This is a genomic window from Parabacteroides sp. AT13, from assembly GCF_002272965.1.
In the GTDB taxonomy this organism is placed as follows: Bacteria; Bacteroidota; Bacteroidia; order Bacteroidales; family Tannerellaceae; genus Parabacteroides; species Parabacteroides distasonis.
Map to the genome: position 1 here is coordinate 1,357,901 of NZ_NQMH01000001.1, position 18,894 is coordinate 1,376,794.

The 18,894-nt window shown below is 44.2% G+C and carries 12 protein-coding genes and 1 tRNA gene; 3 read left to right on the forward strand and 10 right to left on the reverse strand.

Annotation, left to right across the window (positions count from 1 at the left end; genetic code table 11):
- Nucleotides 1-33 precede the first annotated feature (33 nt).
- Complete coding sequence (gene murF / locus CI959_RS05950; protein WP_011967290.1) at nt 34-1,317, forward strand: UDP-N-acetylmuramoyl-tripeptide--D-alanyl-D-alanine ligase; 1,284 nt, start codon at nt 34-36, stop codon at nt 1,315-1,317.
- Here murF and CI959_RS05955 read toward each other — a convergent pair.
- Both CI959_RS05955 and CI959_RS05960 read right to left on the reverse strand, forming a co-directional pair.
- The gene (locus CI959_RS05955; protein WP_057316445.1) at nt 1,312-3,498 is read right to left on the reverse strand and encodes a DUF2339 domain-containing protein; all 2,187 of its coding nucleotides are present in this window, start codon (nt 3,496-3,498) and stop codon (nt 1,312-1,314) included. The two genes, murF and CI959_RS05955, sit on opposite strands and share 6 nt — an antisense overlap.
- Nucleotides 3,499-3,776: 278 nt before the next feature.
- Nucleotides 3,777-6,587 carry a DUF6383 domain-containing protein gene (locus CI959_RS05960; RefSeq protein ID WP_022192763.1) on the reverse strand — a complete coding sequence of 937 codons (2,811 nt, stop codon included), beginning with the start codon at nt 6,585-6,587 and terminating at the stop codon, nt 3,777-3,779.
- Nucleotides 6,588-7,218: 631 nt separating this feature from the next.
- On the opposite strand from CI959_RS05960, the gene CI959_RS05965 reads away from it, so the two are divergent.
- The gene (locus tag CI959_RS05965; protein ID WP_005859778.1) at nt 7,219-8,115 is read left to right on the forward strand and encodes a PfkB family carbohydrate kinase; all 897 of its coding nucleotides are present in this window, start codon (nt 7,219-7,221) and stop codon (nt 8,113-8,115) included.
- 63 nt (nt 8,116-8,178) lie between these two features.
- Here CI959_RS05965 and CI959_RS05970 read toward each other — a convergent pair whose 3' ends face one another.
- The 4 genes from CI959_RS05970 to CI959_RS05985 form a co-directional block, all read right to left on the reverse strand.
- On the reverse strand, nt 8,179-9,417 hold the full coding sequence (locus CI959_RS05970; RefSeq protein WP_022192762.1) for an MFS transporter: 1,239 nt from the start codon (nt 9,415-9,417) through the stop codon (nt 8,179-8,181).
- A 168-nt stretch (nt 9,418-9,585) separates the two neighbouring features.
- The gene (locus tag CI959_RS05975) at nt 9,586-11,853 is read right to left on the reverse strand and encodes a cation:proton antiporter (protein ID WP_005859782.1); all 2,268 of its coding nucleotides are present in this window, start codon (nt 11,851-11,853) and stop codon (nt 9,586-9,588) included.
- Nucleotides 11,854-12,082: 229 nt separating this feature from the next.
- Nucleotides 12,083-12,158 (reverse strand) — tRNA-Lys (locus CI959_RS05980).
- Nucleotides 12,159-12,227: 69 nt separating this feature from the next.
- Nucleotides 12,228-13,385 carry an AI-2E family transporter gene (locus tag CI959_RS05985; protein ID WP_009275298.1) on the reverse strand — a complete coding sequence of 386 codons (1,158 nt, stop codon included), beginning with the start codon at nt 13,383-13,385 and terminating at the stop codon, nt 12,228-12,230.
- A 58-nt stretch (nt 13,386-13,443) separates the two neighbouring features.
- Between CI959_RS05985 and dacB the strand changes: the two genes are divergently transcribed.
- Nucleotides 13,444-14,901, forward strand: coding sequence for a D-alanyl-D-alanine carboxypeptidase/D-alanyl-D-alanine-endopeptidase (dacB, locus tag CI959_RS05990; RefSeq protein WP_011967287.1), 1,458 nt, complete (start codon nt 13,444-13,446; stop codon nt 14,899-14,901).
- A 7-nt stretch (nt 14,902-14,908) separates the two neighbouring features.
- On the opposite strand, the gene CI959_RS05995 is transcribed toward dacB, so the two are convergent.
- From CI959_RS05995 to CI959_RS06010, 4 genes are all read right to left on the reverse strand, one after another.
- Nucleotides 14,909-15,664, reverse strand: coding sequence for a LytTR family DNA-binding domain-containing protein (locus tag CI959_RS05995; RefSeq protein WP_009275296.1), 756 nt, complete (start codon nt 15,662-15,664; stop codon nt 14,909-14,911).
- Nucleotides 15,661-16,728: a sensor histidine kinase gene (locus CI959_RS06000; RefSeq protein WP_011967286.1), complete on the reverse strand. Its 1,068-nt coding sequence runs from the start codon at nt 16,726-16,728 to the stop codon at nt 15,661-15,663. Before CI959_RS06000 ends, CI959_RS05995 begins: the two co-directional genes overlap by 4 nt.
- A 182-nt stretch (nt 16,729-16,910) precedes the next feature.
- Nucleotides 16,911-18,131, reverse strand: a complete 1,221-nt coding sequence (locus tag CI959_RS06005) for an ABC transporter permease (RefSeq protein WP_009275295.1) — start codon at nt 18,129-18,131, stop codon at nt 16,911-16,913.
- Between the two features lie 19 nt (nt 18,132-18,150).
- Nucleotides 18,151-18,891 (reverse strand): ABC transporter ATP-binding protein, encoded by a 741-nt coding sequence (locus CI959_RS06010; protein WP_022192759.1) that lies wholly within the window; start codon nt 18,889-18,891, stop codon nt 18,151-18,153.
- Nucleotides 18,892-18,894: the final 3 nt, after the last annotated feature.

Genomic DNA, 18,894 nt, shown 5'->3' on the forward strand with positions numbered 1-18,894 from the left:
TAGACAGGAATAAATATTTAACGCGATACAGTCATGAGTATTATCGACCTCTATGATTTATTTATACATAACCCTCAAATAACGACAGATAGCCGGAACTGTCCGAAGGGTTCTATCTTCTTCGCCTTAAAAGGTGATAAATTCGACGGAAATCAATATGCCGGGAAAGCCTTGGCATCCGGCTGTGTCTATGCCGTCATAGACAATCCCGATTATTATATAGGCGAACGCACGATCCTTGTTGATAACGTGCTGAAGACCTTGCAACAATTAGCGCACCATCACCGCAAGGTACTGGGATTGCCGATCATCGGGATTACCGGAACAAATGGCAAGACCACGACCAAAGAGTTATTGGCCGCCGTGCTCTCAACGAAATTCAATTTACTATATACCGAAGGGAATTTCAATAACCATATTGGCGTTCCCTTGACCTTGCTCCGATTGACTCATGACCATGAGATGGCGGTTATCGAGATGGGCGCCAGCCATCCGGGAGACATCAAGGAATTAGTGGATATCGTCCATCCTAACTATGGCATCATCACGAACGTAGGCCGTGCCCATCTGGAAGGCTTCGGTTCTTTCGAGGGTGTGATCCGGACAAAAGGGGAGTTATATGATTATATCCGTCGCTCCAAAGGCAAGATATTTATCAAGAAAGAGAACGAGTACCTTCAGTCTATCGCCAAAGGCATCGAACAAATCACATATGGAAACGGGGATGATGCTTTCGCGTCCGGACAGGTAGTCAGTTGCGATCCTTTCTTAGTGTTCAATTGGAAGCAACAAGGAAAGTTGCATACCGTCGAAACACATATAATCGGTAGTTATAACCTAGATAATGTATTGGCCGCCGTCGCCGTAGGCCGCTTCTTCAAGATCCCGGCAGAGCGTATCAGCCGTGCTATCGCCGCTTACGAGCCTACCAATAACCGTTCTCAGTTCAAGAAAACCGATAATAACGAATTGATTATCGATGCTTACAACGCAAATCCGAGTAGCATGAAAGTAGCTCTGGACAATTTCATCACCATGCCCGTACAGCCTAAAGCTATCATCCTTGGAGATATGCGCGAGCTTGGACCAACTAGCGACGAATTACACGCGGAGGTTGTCGCACAGATCAAGAAAGGCCAGTTCGACAAGGTGTTCCTCTGCGGCGAGCATTTCTCCAAGGTAGGCAAAGAGTTCTCCCCCTTCGCTACCACGGAGGCAATGGTGGAAGAGCTTCGGAAACAGCCGTTAAAGGGCTATCATATCTTGATCAAAGGCTCTCATAGCATGGGGCTGGAGAAACTAGCGGATATCCTATAAGCTATCATCGAACAAGACGGTTTTCAACTTCTGGTACAAGAAGGAGAGAATCAATAAGATAACTCCCAAGATTATAAAGACGACCACCTTCCCGATCGTAGGCAAGAGCCACAGATCCACCATCACCAACTTTAGCAATACGATCGAGAAGGTGGCCAAACTAATCATCCGGACAACTTTCAGATGCAATCGCATTCCCACCGCCATTTGCATAAAACCGGCAAGACTCAACGAGATAGAGAAACCTGCGCTTAATTCATCCGGCAAGCCCAACTGATTCAACAAATTATTCGTTCCCACGGCCAGTAATATCGTAGACAGCAAACAAATATATAAGGTCATCCCATGCGTACGCTTTTCTCTTGCGTCGAATGCCTTATAATAGTACCGTCCCAAGACAAAAATATGCCCCCCGATTAAAAGCAAGGAAACCCATAGCAGGAACCGGGGAATAAAGAGATCATCATACCCGACCCACAAAGACATTCCTCCGAACAGGGATAAAGATAGCCCCAAGAGTAGTCCATATCCCCCCGCATTTCTTGACACAGGCAAATAGCTTTTCCCTAATAAAACATTCGCAGCAAATAAAACCGCCACCGTAAATGTCTCGATATAGCTAAAGGACACGATCGAAGGATCTACATATGAATAGAAATCGAAAACAAAGGCTATATATAATACGACACATCCCGTCAAGAGAGGCCCTTTCGTCGAGATCCTTGTCGGACGTACCAACCAAGCGTCTACCCAATACGATAACCCCGTAAAAATACCGGTAGCGAACAAGCCATTTATAAATAGGGAAGAATCTCCGTACCGAGCCTTCATACATCCGTGGAAGACATCCATTCCGTAAGAGCCCAGCGTCAAGACCGGAAGTACCCAAACGAATATCTCGTAAACCCGCAGACGGAAACGACTATAGAACCAGAGAATAATCATTACCTCTGAAGCCCAAAACAAGGTAATAAAGGTCCCTTCCAGTTGGATCGGGATCGTCACCGATACGAACGTAAGAGCGATACCCAATAACGTATGCATCAAGAAAGTGAAAGGTTCCCCTTTCCGTTTGATCCAAAAGAAAAGAGCGAAGTTAATAGCCGCAACAAAAAGGGTTACCAGACCTTTGTAATTCTGCTCAAGCTCCATATTCTGCAGGAGACAAAGGGCAAAGAACAGGAATACGAAATTGTTCAATCCGATCACTCCTAATAAATATTGATTGATCCCCCGGATATTGATTCGCACGATGGAAGCGACCGATAATAAGAAGATCAAATAGAAGGCGATAGAGAAAATAAGTAAATGCGTTAATTGGACACTTCCCATCAAATCCAGATCCGCAGCATACGTATAACCCGCAAAGACGATCCAAGTCAAGGCAAAACAAATTACAGGCAATTCCCCCCACTTCTTATAGATAGATAGCCCGAACATCCCTAGGTCCAAGATCATGACATAAGTAAACAGCACCCAATAACTTCCATCCCCGCTGCCCACTAAGAATGGAGCGATAAATCCACCCACCAAAGCGATAATCGCCAGTTCCCTACGATTATAGAGTATAGATAAAGACGACATAAACCCGGTAAACAATACAAGCAAGATAAAAGCGACCGTTTGGCTGAACAGCCCGTAATAATGATAGGCGATCGCCACCGTTACATAAAAGATCGCAAAAGCGCCTCCCGCCAGCAAAGAGCTAAAAGTACGATAGGAATCCTTCAAACGCCAAGCCACGAATAGAAGTAATCCGCCCATCCCAAAGCCAAGGATCGTACGCAAGGTCTCGTTTATCCATTCCTTATCTATCGCATACTTCACGAAAAGACCCATACCCAAGACGAGTATCAGGATACCGATTTTACCGAATAAATTCTCACCGATATATTTCTCATAATTGACAGGCTTCCGCACCTTCCGGGGTTGAAGATTTCTCGCAGGTTCGACAATCGCCTTTACAGGTTCAGGTTGTACGAAAACTTCCGGCTCTTTCAAGATCTCAGGCTCCGGTTCCTTTATCTCGTCCGCAACTTCCGAACTATTCTCCAAACGTCTACGCAAGGCAGCGATCTCTTTCGATAATTCCTCCGTCTTCTCCTGTGATTTGGATATCTTATTACGCAAGTTTATCCAAATCATGATCAGTAATAGAAGTATCAGTAAGGTATATTCCATAAACTCTAAAATTATAAGCTTGCCGCAATATACGCATTTATTTATATAAAAGCTTTCCGAACCATAAAAAAGTCCCGACGATACGAATATCGCCGGGAGCAATTTTTTATCCGGTTTCCTTCCTCACGGAAATACTATCGGAAGAACTTTTTTACTTTAGTATTAACCACACGTTCCCCCATCACGGGATACTTTGCTGTGTGGAAATTATTTAATTAAATATATTTAGATAGAGACGGGACGTGCCCGCCTCTACTGTATCATTTCGAATAAAATAATTATTTAACAACCACCTTAACAGCAGCCTCACCCTCTACAGCTACAGCTACGATACCTGCCGGTACAGCGATTGTAGCGTTATCAGATGAAAGAACTGTCTCAGCAACCACCTTACCTAAGATGTTAGAGATAACAACAGACTTGCCAGCGGCACCTTGGATTGTTACAGTACCATCGTTAGCGATAACAGAGATAGCAGACTCAGCAGCGATCTTGTCATTAGATGTAGGAGTGCTAGTTGTCATTACCTTGAATACTTCTGCTTGCTCAGGATCAGTTGTCCAATAAACAACATTGTTCAAATGAGCCAAATAAGCATTACGAGGTAAATATTTCTCTACATCATACTCTTCACCTTGCTCTTCAGCGGCTTCCTCATCATAAGCCGGATTCAAATATTCTTGAACAGAAAGGATCTTGTAAGCCTCATCGCTATACTCAGCAGCGACCTCAAATGCGACAGCAGCCGGATTCAAGTTCATCGCATTGATTGTATCACCCTTGATTGCGATAGAATCTATACCGCATACAGAACCAGCGATAAATGCAGCACGAACAGCCTCAGCGCCAGCAGCCTCATAAGCATAACCCTTAACCTCTGCAGAATCCAATGTATTCATCAAATAGTTTCTAGTTTTCACACCTTCTTCCGCAAATGCATTAGTAGAAAGATAATACAAAGGCATAGTCTCTTCGAAAGTCAAGCAAGCAGTATCCAACCACAAAGTCAAAGAATCATGCGTATATACATCGCTCTTCAAGATAGACTGTCCTTCTGCCTTCAATACAGCGAAACCATCTTTCTGGCTAGCGATCATCTTGTTATCATCCTCTGTATAAGAAGTGATCTGTACGTGACCGATATTCAAAGTAGCATATGTAGGAGCATCCTTCTTTGCGAACTCGAATGTAGTATTCTCAGTGTTGCACCAGCTAGCTGTATATAGCATTCCAGATCCAGCTAAAGCAGAGATTGCAGAACCATAATAACCATATTCTTCAGTATATTCAGAATAAGAAACCAACTTATATTCATTCTCTACACCAGTAGATAAGAAAGATAATGTAACAGGATAAACACTATTCTCTACATCAGGCTCACCCATTAAATAATAATCAGTTCCATTTTCATTTTTAGAGCATAAAGTAGCCTTACCTAAACGATCTGTTACATTATACTTGTAAACTTTCACTCCATTTGACTCAGCTACAGTTGAATTTGCCTCATCTAATTCAACCTCTTCTACCTTAAATCTATAAGCAGAAGCCAACTCACCGGCAGCTACATACAATTTGCCATCTTTAACAGTTACATACAAGTTCTCCAATAAATCAGATTTCAAACGGAATGACAATGCACCATTAACCAAATCTTCTTTAGAAACTTTCTTATAAGCTAACTCTTGAGCATCCTCCACTTTCGGGCCTTTTACCAATTGAACTGTATCTGTTCCAAAAGAATAAATAGCCTTCGCATCATCTATTACGCGGATAATAGCACCACCTCTAGTACTATTAGTATTCCACATATTAGCCAAATTATTAGTCTCAGTCAAATACCATAAAGCAGTAGGAACTTCTGTTACAGCACCAGCATGAACTGTACCGTTCTCACAGAAAGAGAATACATAGTATTTTCCTTTGTTCTTATTTGCGGAATGATCCTCATCAGACTTCGCATTGTTCATATCCTTAACAAAGTAAGTATACTCTGGATCCAATGTAGTCGGAAGCTTAACCTCAGCGAAAGTACATTTAGCAGCATCCTTAGTCCAGATTGTCAATTTCTCTGTACCTGCGAAGTTACCAAAAGCGATCATCTCACCATTAGCGGTAACCTCCATGTCATAACACATTTTTGACTTCTTCTCCGTATCATTTGCGCCTTTATATACAGGAGTAGCATACGGATAAAGGATCATCTTGCTATTATCGGAAGGATCTAAAACTACCTTGAAAGCATACAACTCTTTCGCACGACCATTCTCTAGGATCGTACCAGCTGTTACACCGGTAGCCTTATCAGCAGCAGCAGCCTCATCTTTAGGTTGTGCGTCTACAGTAAGTTTCCAGAATTTCTCAGAAGACAAATTAGAAGACCAAGAAGTAGAGTCCACAACTAAATACTTACCGGTAGTTCTATCCTGCAAAGTAACATAACCATCTAAACCGTCAATGTCTGTAGCGAACAACTCTTTGCCTGCCAAAGGATTTCCATCCAGATTTTTGTCGAAAGTCAAAGCGAAAGGAGAACCATACTTATTATTTAACAAGTCAGCAGTCATGTTTATCTTTGCTGGAGCTGCTACTGTAAAGTTAATCGCAGATGCAGATACAGCCGTTCCCTTTTCCAAAGTAACAATATCTGTTCTTTCAGCTTCCACATCATCTTTAGCGATGATAGAAACAACTGTCTTATTATCCAACTGAGCAGATAAAGTAACGGCAGTCACATTCTCCGGAGCGATAAACGCACCCTCATTTTTGAAGTTCCACTCAGCTTGCTTATCCAATGTCAACACTCTGCCTGTAGCGCTATTCGTCAATGTGTACGCCCAAGTATTCGCCAAAGAGACAAAACGATAAGTTACTTTCCATAAGGATTTTTGATAATCAGTGTTCTTGATATCCGCAGTAGGAGCATCAGCCAAGATCAAACTATCAGTCTTTGTATAAGACTCTGTGACAGACAAATATTTACCATCCTCATTGGTCAATTGGTAAACTTTGCCATTTTCAACCTTCGCATTAGCGGTAAAGGCAGTACATAAAGCCAAGCCCGCTACAAGAGTAGAAAACTTTTTGTTCATAATTCTAAAATTAATATTAATACTAGTGTTAATTAAAAGCTCTTTATATATGCATCCCACCTAAATGGGTACAAAACGACTAGTCTAAACGATCGTCTAAATCTTGCGTTTTTCAAGGGATAAAGGAGAAGGTTTGTTTATGGAATCGGTTGTTTCGTGATGGATAGCCTATTTGATTGATAAGAAAGCGGATAAGGGGTGATTTTTTTAACCTTGAAGGGTTGCAAGTGTCGAAGAAACGCGTACCTTTGCAAATGACTAGAAAAATCGATCGTTTAAACTAGTCGTTTTATAAACCTATCTTCATACGATCAATAGCATATACTATATTTTCAATAGAATTTACCCTTTTATCATATATTATATATGTACGAGCGTACATATATAATATAATTATCAAGCAATCAACAAATATTCCTTATTCCTTCAAGTCTTATAATAATGAAACTTTTGTTCACCTATGAAGTAACTTTAGTTCCATAAGCTTAAAACTATAGCTTGATGCCGATGCAACTAAAGTCACAAGGGCAAAACGCCTCTTTCATGCTTTTATTGGTCAAAAAAGAGAGTAATCTATGTATTTGAAAGCTTTTTTCATAAATTTGTCGCTTTATAATAAACTGAGTAAAAAATGAATACACACGAACTTTGCTGCGTAGGACACATCACCTTGGATAAGGTAGTAACACCTAAGAACACCGTCCATATGCCGGGAGGAACCTCCTTTTATTTCTCGCATGCGATAAAACATTTCGATGATATCGACTATACTCTAGTGACAGCCTTGGCTGAATCTGAGATGAAAACGGTGGAGGAACTACGAGCTGAAGGTATCGACGTTGCCGTGATGCCAAGTAAGCACACCGTTTATTTCGAGAATATTTATGGAGAGAACCAAGATAACCGTACGCAACGTGTATTGGCGAAAGCAGATCCTTTCACCGTGGAATATCTGGAGAACATCAACTCTAAAATCTTCCACCTTGGTAGTTTGCTTGCCGATGATTTCTCTTTGGAAGTGGTAAAGTATTTAGCGGGGAAAGGCTTAGTATCGATTGACTCGCAAGGGTATCTACGGGAAGTAAGAGACAAGGATGTATTTGCCGTGGATTGGCCAGAGAAAAAAGAAGTACTTAAATACGTGCACTTCCTCAAGGCTAACGAACATGAGATGGAGGTGTTAACCGGATATACCGATGCCGTGAACGCAGGAAAAGTTATCTACGATTGGGGCGTGAAAGAGGTATTGCTGACTTTCGGAAGCATGGGATCTATCATTTACGACGGTTCCACTTTCCATAAAATCCCCGCTTACATACCGAAAGAAGTAGTAAACGCTACCGGAGCGGGTGATACTTATATGACAGGATATCTCTATAAACGTGCCAAAGGCGCAAGCATAGAAGAAGCCGGACGTTTCGCGGCAGCTATGACAACATTGAAAATCGAAGGAATAGGCCCATTCAACGGCACTAAGGAAGATGTGTTGCGATGTTTAGAGACAGCGGAACAACGAATGCCTGAGTAGTTGAAAATTGAGAATTGAAAATTATTCGCTCTCTCCTAATTTTCAATTCTCAATTCTCTATCTTTAATTATTCTTGAATGCTTTGCAGAATGTAGTCATTAGCAAGATACAAAGCCCTAACAAGCCGACCACGATATAAGCGTATTTCATATTGAAAGCCTGCGAGATCGCTCCGATCAACAAAGGTGCGATCAACGAGCCGATAAAGCTGATACTGGAAAGGATCGTCAAGGCAATTCCCACCGGAGTTCTCGATTTAGCGCCCACTAAGCTATAAATAGTAGGCACCATACACGAGATACCCAAGCCTACCAACATAAAGCCTAAGGAATTCACGATCACCTTTACCATCATCGATTCGAACATACCGCCCAACATGGCTGAGATAAAGAAACCGGCAAAAATAAAGAAACCCGCCAATTGCAACACCTTCTGCTTTCCTAAAACACTATAGGCGGAGTTCGTAAGAAAACGGCCTACCGTCATCATCACCATGAACACTAAGAAACCGATCTGCAAGGATTTAGGAACTTGTAGTACCGATTCGAAGTAAAGTCCACTCCAATCAAACATCGCACTTTCCACCACCAAGGCAAACAGTCCGACGATACCTAACTGGATCAACAGCATTTCCGGCTTACGGATAAAGCTCAACAATGCCGGAGCTTCTTTCTTCTCCGCTTCCTTCTCTTCCTCCGGTGATTCAACCGCTACGTCTTCCTGCAAATACTTCCGGCTTACCAAAACGATCATCACAATCAATAAAGCAATCAACGTAAAATGCCAGAACGGAGTAACACCGGATACGATCATGATAAACCCGATCAAAGCCCCTAAACAAGCCGCCAGACTCCAACCTCCATGAAATGAGGCCATAATCGTACGTCCATAGAGCCGCTCGATACCAATCCCTTGCGTATTCAAGGATATATCGCAAAGATTCCAGAACACCCCAAAACAGAATAAATAGACACCCAGCAGATAAATATTATGTGCCGTACCGATCGCGAATAAGGCCAAGGCATATCCCAACACACTGGCCTGCGCCATAATACGGCTTCCCAACTTCGACACCAAATAACCCGCTAACGGGATCGCCACAAACTTACCTACCGGGATCAGGAACAAGACCAAGCCCCAATAGAAAGCGTAATTCACCTCAAAAATATCCTTCACGTCCGGAATACGGCTAGCCCAACTAGAGAAACAAAGACCTTGCGCTAAAAAGAAAGAAAGCATCGCATAACGAACCCGTTCCTTGGGAAAAGCGCTACCCAATGGAGTATTCATTTTTTCATTCATTATCATTTACTTTTATTGTTATCATTTATTCGAGAAAGGGGCACGCCCCCCATTTCTTCGCAAAGCTATCAAATATATCCTAATATCCTAATCCCCTAAGTCTTAAATGTAGAATTTAAGAGATGGCTTCCCTAATGAAAAATATATTTTACACTTTGGCTGAAACACTTAATTATAACTTAAACCTTCGCTCAATTGAACAATTTGACGATATTCTCCAGCAACCCATACGTTGTCGTTTTCCTTGAATACGGTTTGGGATGGAGGATTCATCATTGACTTTCCGTCTCGTTCAATACCCAAGATCAGACAAGCGTTCTTATCCCGAATGTCAGACTGTTGAATAGATCGCCCGATCAACGGAGAGTCTGGTTCAATATTAAATTGCTCTATTTTGATATTATTATTAAAGCTTTGCGCCAACTGATCTCTATATTCTTTGTCCTGTTTTTGTATTATCTCCTGGAAAAGATCCAATTCCTCATCCGTACCAACAATTATAATCTTATCAAAAGGATAAAGGCGTTCCTCTCCTCTAGGTATATTGATTTGTCGTTCACCTCGAATGATGGAAACGATATTTATTCCATATTTTTGACGGAAGTTGATCTCTTTCAAACTCCGGCCGACAATGGAGGATTCTTGGCCAACAACGAAATCCATCAAGTGCAAATCATTGAAAGGCAAAGATTTCAAGATATTATCAGTCAAAGGACTTCCAATGTTTGAGTCCGTTGTTTTCCCGTTGAAGTTGTCAATAAATCTTTTCTCGATCGAGAGAGAACGCTTTTTCAGTTTTTTGGATAAAATAATCATTAGCAATATCAACAGGGTGATAATAAATCCAACACCAGATGCTACATTAAATATATGGACTATGACTGGCATTAGAATACTTGCGCAAAGGAGCAGCTTTATCGCTATCAAAGAAACCAATGGTCCCCGGTTGAATTTACTATCATTCCATAATTTCAGGAATTCAGGAGAATGATTCTTCTTCATAATGATAGCCCAAAGAAAAGGTAATATAATGGCCAAAATAATAGATAAGCTCAATAGAGCCCCTTTGAAGCCTAATATGTTCTCGCGAATAATTGGATTTACATAAGTGAAAAATATGATAATACTGAATATTGTCAATACTGTATATAGTATTACATCTAGTAACATAGATTTCAACAGCTTATTCCATGTACTTTTATGTTTGACCGTGTTGGATCCGGAAGAATAACGGTTCAACATTAGTTTTATAGATGAAGGCAAATAATTGTCAATCAATTGATAGACCGGGGTCGCCATGCGAATCATATAAGGAGTAAGAAATGTTGTAACGACTGATACAGCGACAATAACAGGATACAGATAATCGTCTGTTACCTTTAAGCTAACTCCCAATGAAGCGATAATAAACGCAAATTCACCTATTTGGGTCAGAGAGAATCCTGATTGTAGAGCTATCTTTAATGGCTGTCCGGACAAGAGGACACCAAGACTCCCAAAAAAGATTTGCCCAATGATAACCAATATGGTTAAGATGCAGATTGGGACAAGGTATTCAATCAATAAATCCGGTTGTATCATCATGCCTACAGAAACAAAAAATATGGCCGCAAACAGGTCTTTTACCGGTTTTACCAATTTTTCTATCTTCTCGGCCTCAATGGTTTCAGCCAATAACGATCCCATAACAAAAGCTCCTAACGCAGAGGAGAATCCCGCTTTAGCCGCAATCATAACCATACCTAAACAGAAGCCTAATGCTATGATTAATAAGGTTTCGTCGTTAAGAAATGGCTTAATCTTTTTAAGAAAACTTGGAATCAGATAGATTCCGAGTAATGACCAAAATATAAGAAACGCTCCTAACTTTAGAATACTTTCCAGCATTTCCATTCCTTCGACTTGCTTGCTGACTGCTAAGGTTGAAAGCAAGACCATCAAAACTACGGCCACTAAATCTTCGACCACCAAGACGCCTAATACTACTCCTGTAAATTTTTGCCCTCTGAGTCCCATGTCATCGAACGCCTTGAATACGATAGCGGTGGATGACATAGAAAGCATACCGCCTAAAAATATACTGCTTAGATGCGAGAAGCCAAGCGCGTTTCCTGCAGTATAGCCTAGAAACATCATTCCGGAGACTATGGTTATAGAGGCGATAACAGCTGTACCTCCTACGGTCATCAACTTCTTGAAAGAGAATTCTAATCCCATAGCAAACAAAAGAAAGATGACGCCTATATCTGCCCATATTTTTATATTGGTAGGATCGGATACCGTTGGTATATAAGGTACGGCGGGCCCGGCAAGAATGCCAGCGACAATATACCCCAAAACGACAGGTTGTTTCAAGCATTTAAAAATCAATGTAATTATTCCCGCCGCAATCAATATAACCGCCAAGTCGGAAATAAGAGGTGCAATTTCAGACATGTTATTCATTATTTTGTGCTCGCAAATTTACATATTAACTTAGAACCATGTTGGGATAAAACAAAAGTACTCTTGTCCTAAAAACATATATGGGAAATATTCCAGGACAACCGCAGCAAATTCCTCCTCCCCCCAAGAGCTTTATCTTAACAGCATGAATACACCAATATCTATAAGCGGCAGTTTACGAGATATAAAAAAAGGGTCTTCATTGCTGAATACCCTTTCTTGGTGATCCGCCTGGGGCTCGAACCCAGGACCCCAACATTAAAAGTGTTGTGCTCTACCAGCTGAGCTAGCGAATCATCCTATGCGTTACTTCTGTAATGCGGGTGCAAAGGTAGGGATATTTTTTTAATACGCAATAGATATGGCTATTTTTTTGCGATTAAATCTGAATTTATTTCCTCTTGTTTAGGTTGATGAGCAAGGCTTCTGGAATCTAACTCATTATATTCATGCAAGATAAATCGTTTATAATAAGATAAGCATAAGGTTGTTAATGGGAGGGCTATTATTAAGCCGATAAAGCCTAAGATCGTTCCCCAGATGGATAATGAGAGTAAAATGATGGCGGGATTCAATCCCATAGCCTTACCCATTATGCGGGGGGTAAGATATAAATCCTGTATACATTGTACGATACCCAAGACTAAAATAGCCAAACCAAAGATCAACCAGAAGTTCTCGCCTGTCTCGGCCGAACGCAATAAGCTCAATAGAATCATCGGGATGATACCGATCGCCTGCATATAGGGAATTAAGTTCAGCACGCCGATAAACAAGCCCAGCGTGACCGCCAACGGGAAATTAATGATCTTAAAACCGATCGCGAGGAGAATCCCGACGGAGAGAGCGATCAGCGATTGTCCTCGGAAATAACGGTTCATGCTGTATTCCACATCCTCAGCCAAACCTTGCAGGAACGGACGGTAACGCTCCGGTATCAAATCGATCCAACCATTCGCGATCTTCTCATAGTCCAAAAGGATGAAGATAAAATAAAGCAAGATCACGAACACGATCGTGATACTGAAAAGGATCGAGAAGGTGTTCGATAAGATAGACCATAACTGGGGTGCTATCTGCTTCACCGCTTTCAACAAATTCTCCTTACTCAATAACTCCATAATCTGAGCGAAGTTCACATTACTTTCCAGATATTCCATCCATGAATGCGGAATCAAAGGGACATGACCTTCACCGGGATCATGTGTGCGGATCAGTTCTAGCGTTTTATCCGCCTCAGCCGCGATGGAAGGAACGACCATGACTATCAGCAACGTTATCAACAGCCCTAAAGTCACCAATACCGCCATAATCGATAAGATACGGCTCTTAAAGCATAATTTATATTGGAAGAACTTTACGAACGGTTGCATCATGTAAGCCAGCAACCAAGCGATCAGGAAAGGTAACAATGCGTTCCGTAATAAGGCTATCAAATAGATAATCCCTGAGATGACCAGTATACCGAACACTATGCGTATTACACGGTCAAACGTAAAAGGCTTGTCAAACAGTGGATTCATATTATTTTCATATCTTTGCTTGCGACAAAGATAGAATAAAGTAGAATATATAAACATCATGATACGTAAAATATCCTTTTTCTTCCTCATTTCTTGCTTATACCTTTCAGTAGGGGCACAGGTTCCACAACCTATCAAGCAATTCCTGCGTAAGCCTTATATGGAAGGAGCCTCATTTTCCTTGATCGTGAAAGACGTTCACAATGGCGAGACGGTATTCGCTTACGATACCCTCCGGCAGCTGACCCCAGCCTCGGTCATGAAGACGGTTACGACCGCTACCGCCTTGGAGATACTGGGCGAGGATTATCGCTTTCCCACGACATTGGCATACGATGGCTCCATCGAGAAGGGCTTGCTAAAAGGGAATCTATACATCAAGGGAAGCGGAGATCCCAGCCTTGGCTCAGCGCATTTCGCCCCGTATCATAAGCGGTTCCTACAGGAATGGATCTCCGCCTTGAAAAAGGTGGGTATCCATAAAATACAAGGTGCCGTAATCGCTGATGAAAGTATATTCGACACGGAAGGCACTTCCTTTAAATGGGTTGGCGAAGATATGGGCAGCTATTATGGCGCCGGAAGCTATGGACTTTGCGTATTCGACAATCTCTATAAATTAGGACTGCAAACCGGGGCTCCCGGAAGCCGCCCGAAGTTGAAAGGAACCGAACCGGAATTATCCGGCATCCATTTCCATAATTACTTAACGGCTCAGCAAGTATCTTCGGATAGTTCTTTTATCGTAGGGGCGCCATTCGCCACGGACCGTTATTTATACGGAATTGTCCCCGCTAACCGGGAATGGTATCCGCTCAAAGGGGATATCCCGGACCCGGCTCTTTTCCTAGCGGATTATCTCACTAGGCAATTGGAACATGAAGGGATCACGGTCGGCGAATCACCGTCTTGTTTCCGTATCTTGCGGGAGGCCGGTAGGTGGCAACCCGGGAAACGGACCGAGATTGTTACCACTTACTCCCCTACGCTTCGGGAAATCGTGGAAGTGACCAACCATGTCAGCCATAATTTATTCGCCGATGCCTTGATCAAGACAATCGGCCTACGCTATACGCCCCGTAAGGGAGAGGTCATATCTTCTTTTAACCGGGGCATCCAGGTGCTTCGGGACTATTGGCAAGGGAAAGGACTCGACCTCTCGTGCGTCTGGATGTACGACGGTAGTGGCCTTGCGGTTACCAACAAGTTATCAACAGCTTTTGTGGCTGATTTATTGATTTATATGAGAACCCGTTCACAACAACACACAGCCTTCTACGAATCATTGCCCGTAGCGGGGGTAGAAGGCTCGGTGAGGAACTTCTTAAAAGGCTCATCCCTCCAAGGAAAAGCCCATCTTAAAAGCGGAAGCATGAGCCGGGTAAAAGGATACGCGGGATATATAAACAAAGGCGATAAGCAATACGCCATCGCCCTATTCGTAAATAACTATTCCTGCGACGGACGTCCTATGACCGTAGCGATAGAGAAATTATTGCTCCAGTTGTTCAACTAACCAGCGGTTATTTCGGCAGGATCGATCTACGCTCTATCATCTCTAGGAAATGCTGTTTATAATTGTCGGAGATCGGGATATACTCCTTTCCAAAGACAATCCGGTTCCGCTCGATCACCTTGATCTTCTCCGGCTGGACGATAAAAGAGCGATGAACACGCACAAAGCGATCCGAAGGTAACATATCCTCCAAACTCTTCATGCTCATCAACGAAAGGACCGGACGAGGCTCATCCTCCACGAATATCTTCACGTAATCCTTTAATCCTTCAATATATAATATCTTGCGCAGCTCTATTTGCAACAGCTTATACTCACTCTTGACGAAAATACTCTCCATCCCGCCCCTCTCCGCGATTGACGCGGATTCCTCCTTCTCTTCCGAAGACACCGGCTTACGGAGCAACTCATACCATCGCAACGCCTTATTCGCCGAGGCAAGGAAGTCCGGATAGCTGATCGGCTTCAACAAATAATCCAGCGCGTTTACCCGGTAACTATCCACGGCATATTGATCGAAAGCCGTCGTAAAGATGACACGGGTATCGGCGTTCAAGATACGGGAGAACTCCAATCCGCTCAACTCCGGCATCTGGATATCCAGAAAAAGCAGATCCACCGGCCGATCCCGTAAGTCGGAAAGAGCGTCCAAGGCACTATTATAAGTCCCCTGCAAATCCAGAAACGGAGTTTTCAAGACGTAGCTTTCCAGCAAGCTAACCGCTAAAGGTTCATCGTCAATAATAGCGCAAGTCAATCTCATATCTCAGTCTCGTTTATAGTAATTGATAGATAAGAAGAATAGTTATCCCCCTCCCGACCGCATTGGAACGAGAAATGCCCCGGATAGAGCAGCCCCAAGCGTTTCTCCAGATTCACCAGCCCGATACCGGAACCACTTTTATCTTGATCCGGGCTTTTCGGGAAATAGCTATTCACGATAGTACAAACCACCTCCGCCCCCTCCTGATGGATATCCAAATGGATGAAAGACGGCTTATTATTGCTCACCCCATGCTTAAACGCGTTCTCAACCAAGGAGATAAACAACAGGGGAGCGATCAAGGTTCCCGGAGAGGAAGCGACGATATTCGTTTTCAGCTCCACATGTTTGGGCAGGCGTATACGCATCAACTCCACATAATTACGAAGGAAGTCGAAATCCTTCTCCAAAGGGACAAAAGGCTGGCTACTCTCATACAAGACATAGCGAAGCAAGCGGCTCAAATCGTGCACCGCCTCCTGCGCCTTCTCCGGGCTGAACGCTATCAAGCTATAGATATTATTCAACGTATTAAACAGGAAATGCGGGTTAAGCTGGCTTTTCAAGTTCTGCAATTCCGCCTCGGCACGCTCCTTCTCCAGTTCCCGCTGGATAGCCGCCACCCGGTACCATCCGTCCGTCATCTTGATCGCCACGCTAAGGCCGGCTACCAAGGAGTAGATAACGGCGTTGACGAGAAAGAACCCCACCGTCTCGTTCAACGGGCGGGGCGGACGAGCCGGATGATGCATCTCCGGAGGGTAGAAATAGCGCATGCAGAAATGCACGAACAGCATCGTACTCCCGATAAGCAATAGGTTGATCAGCAGGAAACGCCCTGTCCGGCGGTTGAACAAATACCGCCTCACCAGCCACCCGTAATTCAAGTAGAAGACGAGCATGAAGGAGAGCGGCACGATGATGCTCCGCAGATACCCCTCGAACGTGACTTGCGACTCCCTCCCCGTGAAGAAGAAGGGGGAACAGAATAGGATACCCCATCCCGCAATGTGTATCAACTTTCCCAAACCTTTGATAGGGGGGGATTGTGGTGTGTCATTCATCTTATTATCCTCTTTAGTGCTACGCAAATATAGTCATTCCTACCGTTATATGAGCCATGTAGCCTTATCTAGTGAGCCTTCGCCTCATAGCTATGAGGTGTCATACATCATAGGTTTAATGCATCGTTCCTCATACGTATGATGCATACCCTTTACAGGTAAGGAGACCATGCCTCATCCGTCTACTCATAGCGTATGGCCTCTATCGGGTCGAGCTGGGCCGCCTTCTTAGCGGGATACCATCCGAAGAACACCCCGGTGACGGTACATACCACGAAAGAGAGCAGTACGCTCCATGGCTGGATATAGATCGGGAAATGCGCCACGACATTCACGATCAAGGCGGCTCCCACGCCGAAAAGCACGCCGATCAATCCCCCGGTCACGCTGATAAGGATAGACTCGATCAAGAACTGAGCCAAGATATCCATGCCTTTCGCACCGATACTCATACGGAGGCCGATCTCCCGCGTACGCTCCGTCACGCTCACGTACATGATATTCATGATACCGATACCACCAACGAGAAGAGAGATACCAGCCACCGCGGCCAGCAACGTCGTCATTATATCCGTCGTACTTGTCAACATCGTACTCAACTCCTGCATACTCCGGATCGTGAAATCATCATCATCGGTTTCCCGCAGCCTATGGTTACGCCTCAGTATCTCCGATATCTCGTCTATGGCTTGATCGGTGTACTCCTCCTTGAGCGCCGAGCAGGTTATGCCTTGCAAATGGGTAATGGCCAAGATCTTCTTTTGAATAGTTGTGTATGGAGCTAAGATCAGGTCGTCTTGGTCCATTCCCATGCTGTTATATCCTTTGCTTTTCAGTACGCCCACGACCCGGAACGGTAGCTTCTGGAAACGGATCACCCGTCCGACGGGATTCTCTCCGCCGGGGAAAAGGTTATCCACCACCGTCTTCCCGATCACGCATACCTTGGCGGCGGTCTGTACGTCTTGATCGCTGAACATATCGCCATCCTCCACCTCGTATCGGCGTATCTCCATATAATCCGGGCTGATACCGTAGACGGTGGTCGGGGCATTGTTGGCGCCATAGATGGCCTGCCCGCTACTGTTCACGGAGGGAGAGGTGGCGGAGACGTAGCGAGTCTCGTTCACGATATCCTCGTAGTCCTGTAGCTTCAGCGTCTCCATGGCAGAGGCGTCTTGGCGGACACCACCACGCATGTCGGCTCCCGGCTGGATCATGATCATGTTCGAGCCCATCTCGCTGATCTGCGCCTGTATACTCCGCTTCGAACCTTGACCGATGGCCAGCATCGTGATCACGGAAGCCACGCCGATGATGATACCCAGCATCGTGAGGAATCCCCGCAGCTTGTTGTTGGCCAAGGCCCGGAGGGCTATCTTTAGTAAATTCGTCGTATTCATTGTTACTTCTGTTTATCGCTTAATCATCATTCTTGGGCAGGCGGGCCAAAGCCTCGGCGGCGCTCAAGATATTCGTATTCACCGTATCGGCGGTTACATGACCGTCGCGCAACGTGATATTCCGGCTGCTGTATTGGGCGATCTCCGGGTTGTGGGTGACAAAAATAATCGTACGTCCCTCGGCGTGCAGACGCTGGAAGAGCACCAAGATCTCAAAAGAGGTACGGGTATCCAAGTTGCCGGTAGCCTCGTCCGCCAGGATCACCGCCGGGTCGTTCACCAAGGCACGGGCGATCGCCACACGCTGCATCTGGCCACCGGACATCTGGTTGCTTTTATGCATCAGTCGGTCTCCCAAGCCCACGGCGATCAAGGCGTTGACCGCCTTTTCCCTACGCTGAGCCGCTTTATAGGCGGGGTTGTACATGAGAGGGAGCTCTACATTCTCTACCGCCGTTGTCTTCGCCAGCAGGTTATAGCTCTGGAAGACGAAGCCGATCTTACGATTCCGGAGAGTCGCCCGTTGCCGCTTGTTCATGGTGCGCACGGATACCCCGTCTAAGTAATACTCCCCGCTCGTAGGAGTATCAAGGCAACCCAGCGTGTTCAGCAACGTACTCTTTCCGGAGCCGGAGGTTCCCATGATCGTAACGAACTCCCCCTCGCGAATCGTGAACGACACGCCTCGCAGGGCATGGACGGTCTCGTCGCCAACGTGGAAGTCTCGTTTTATATTGTCTAATCTGATAATTTCTTTCATGAC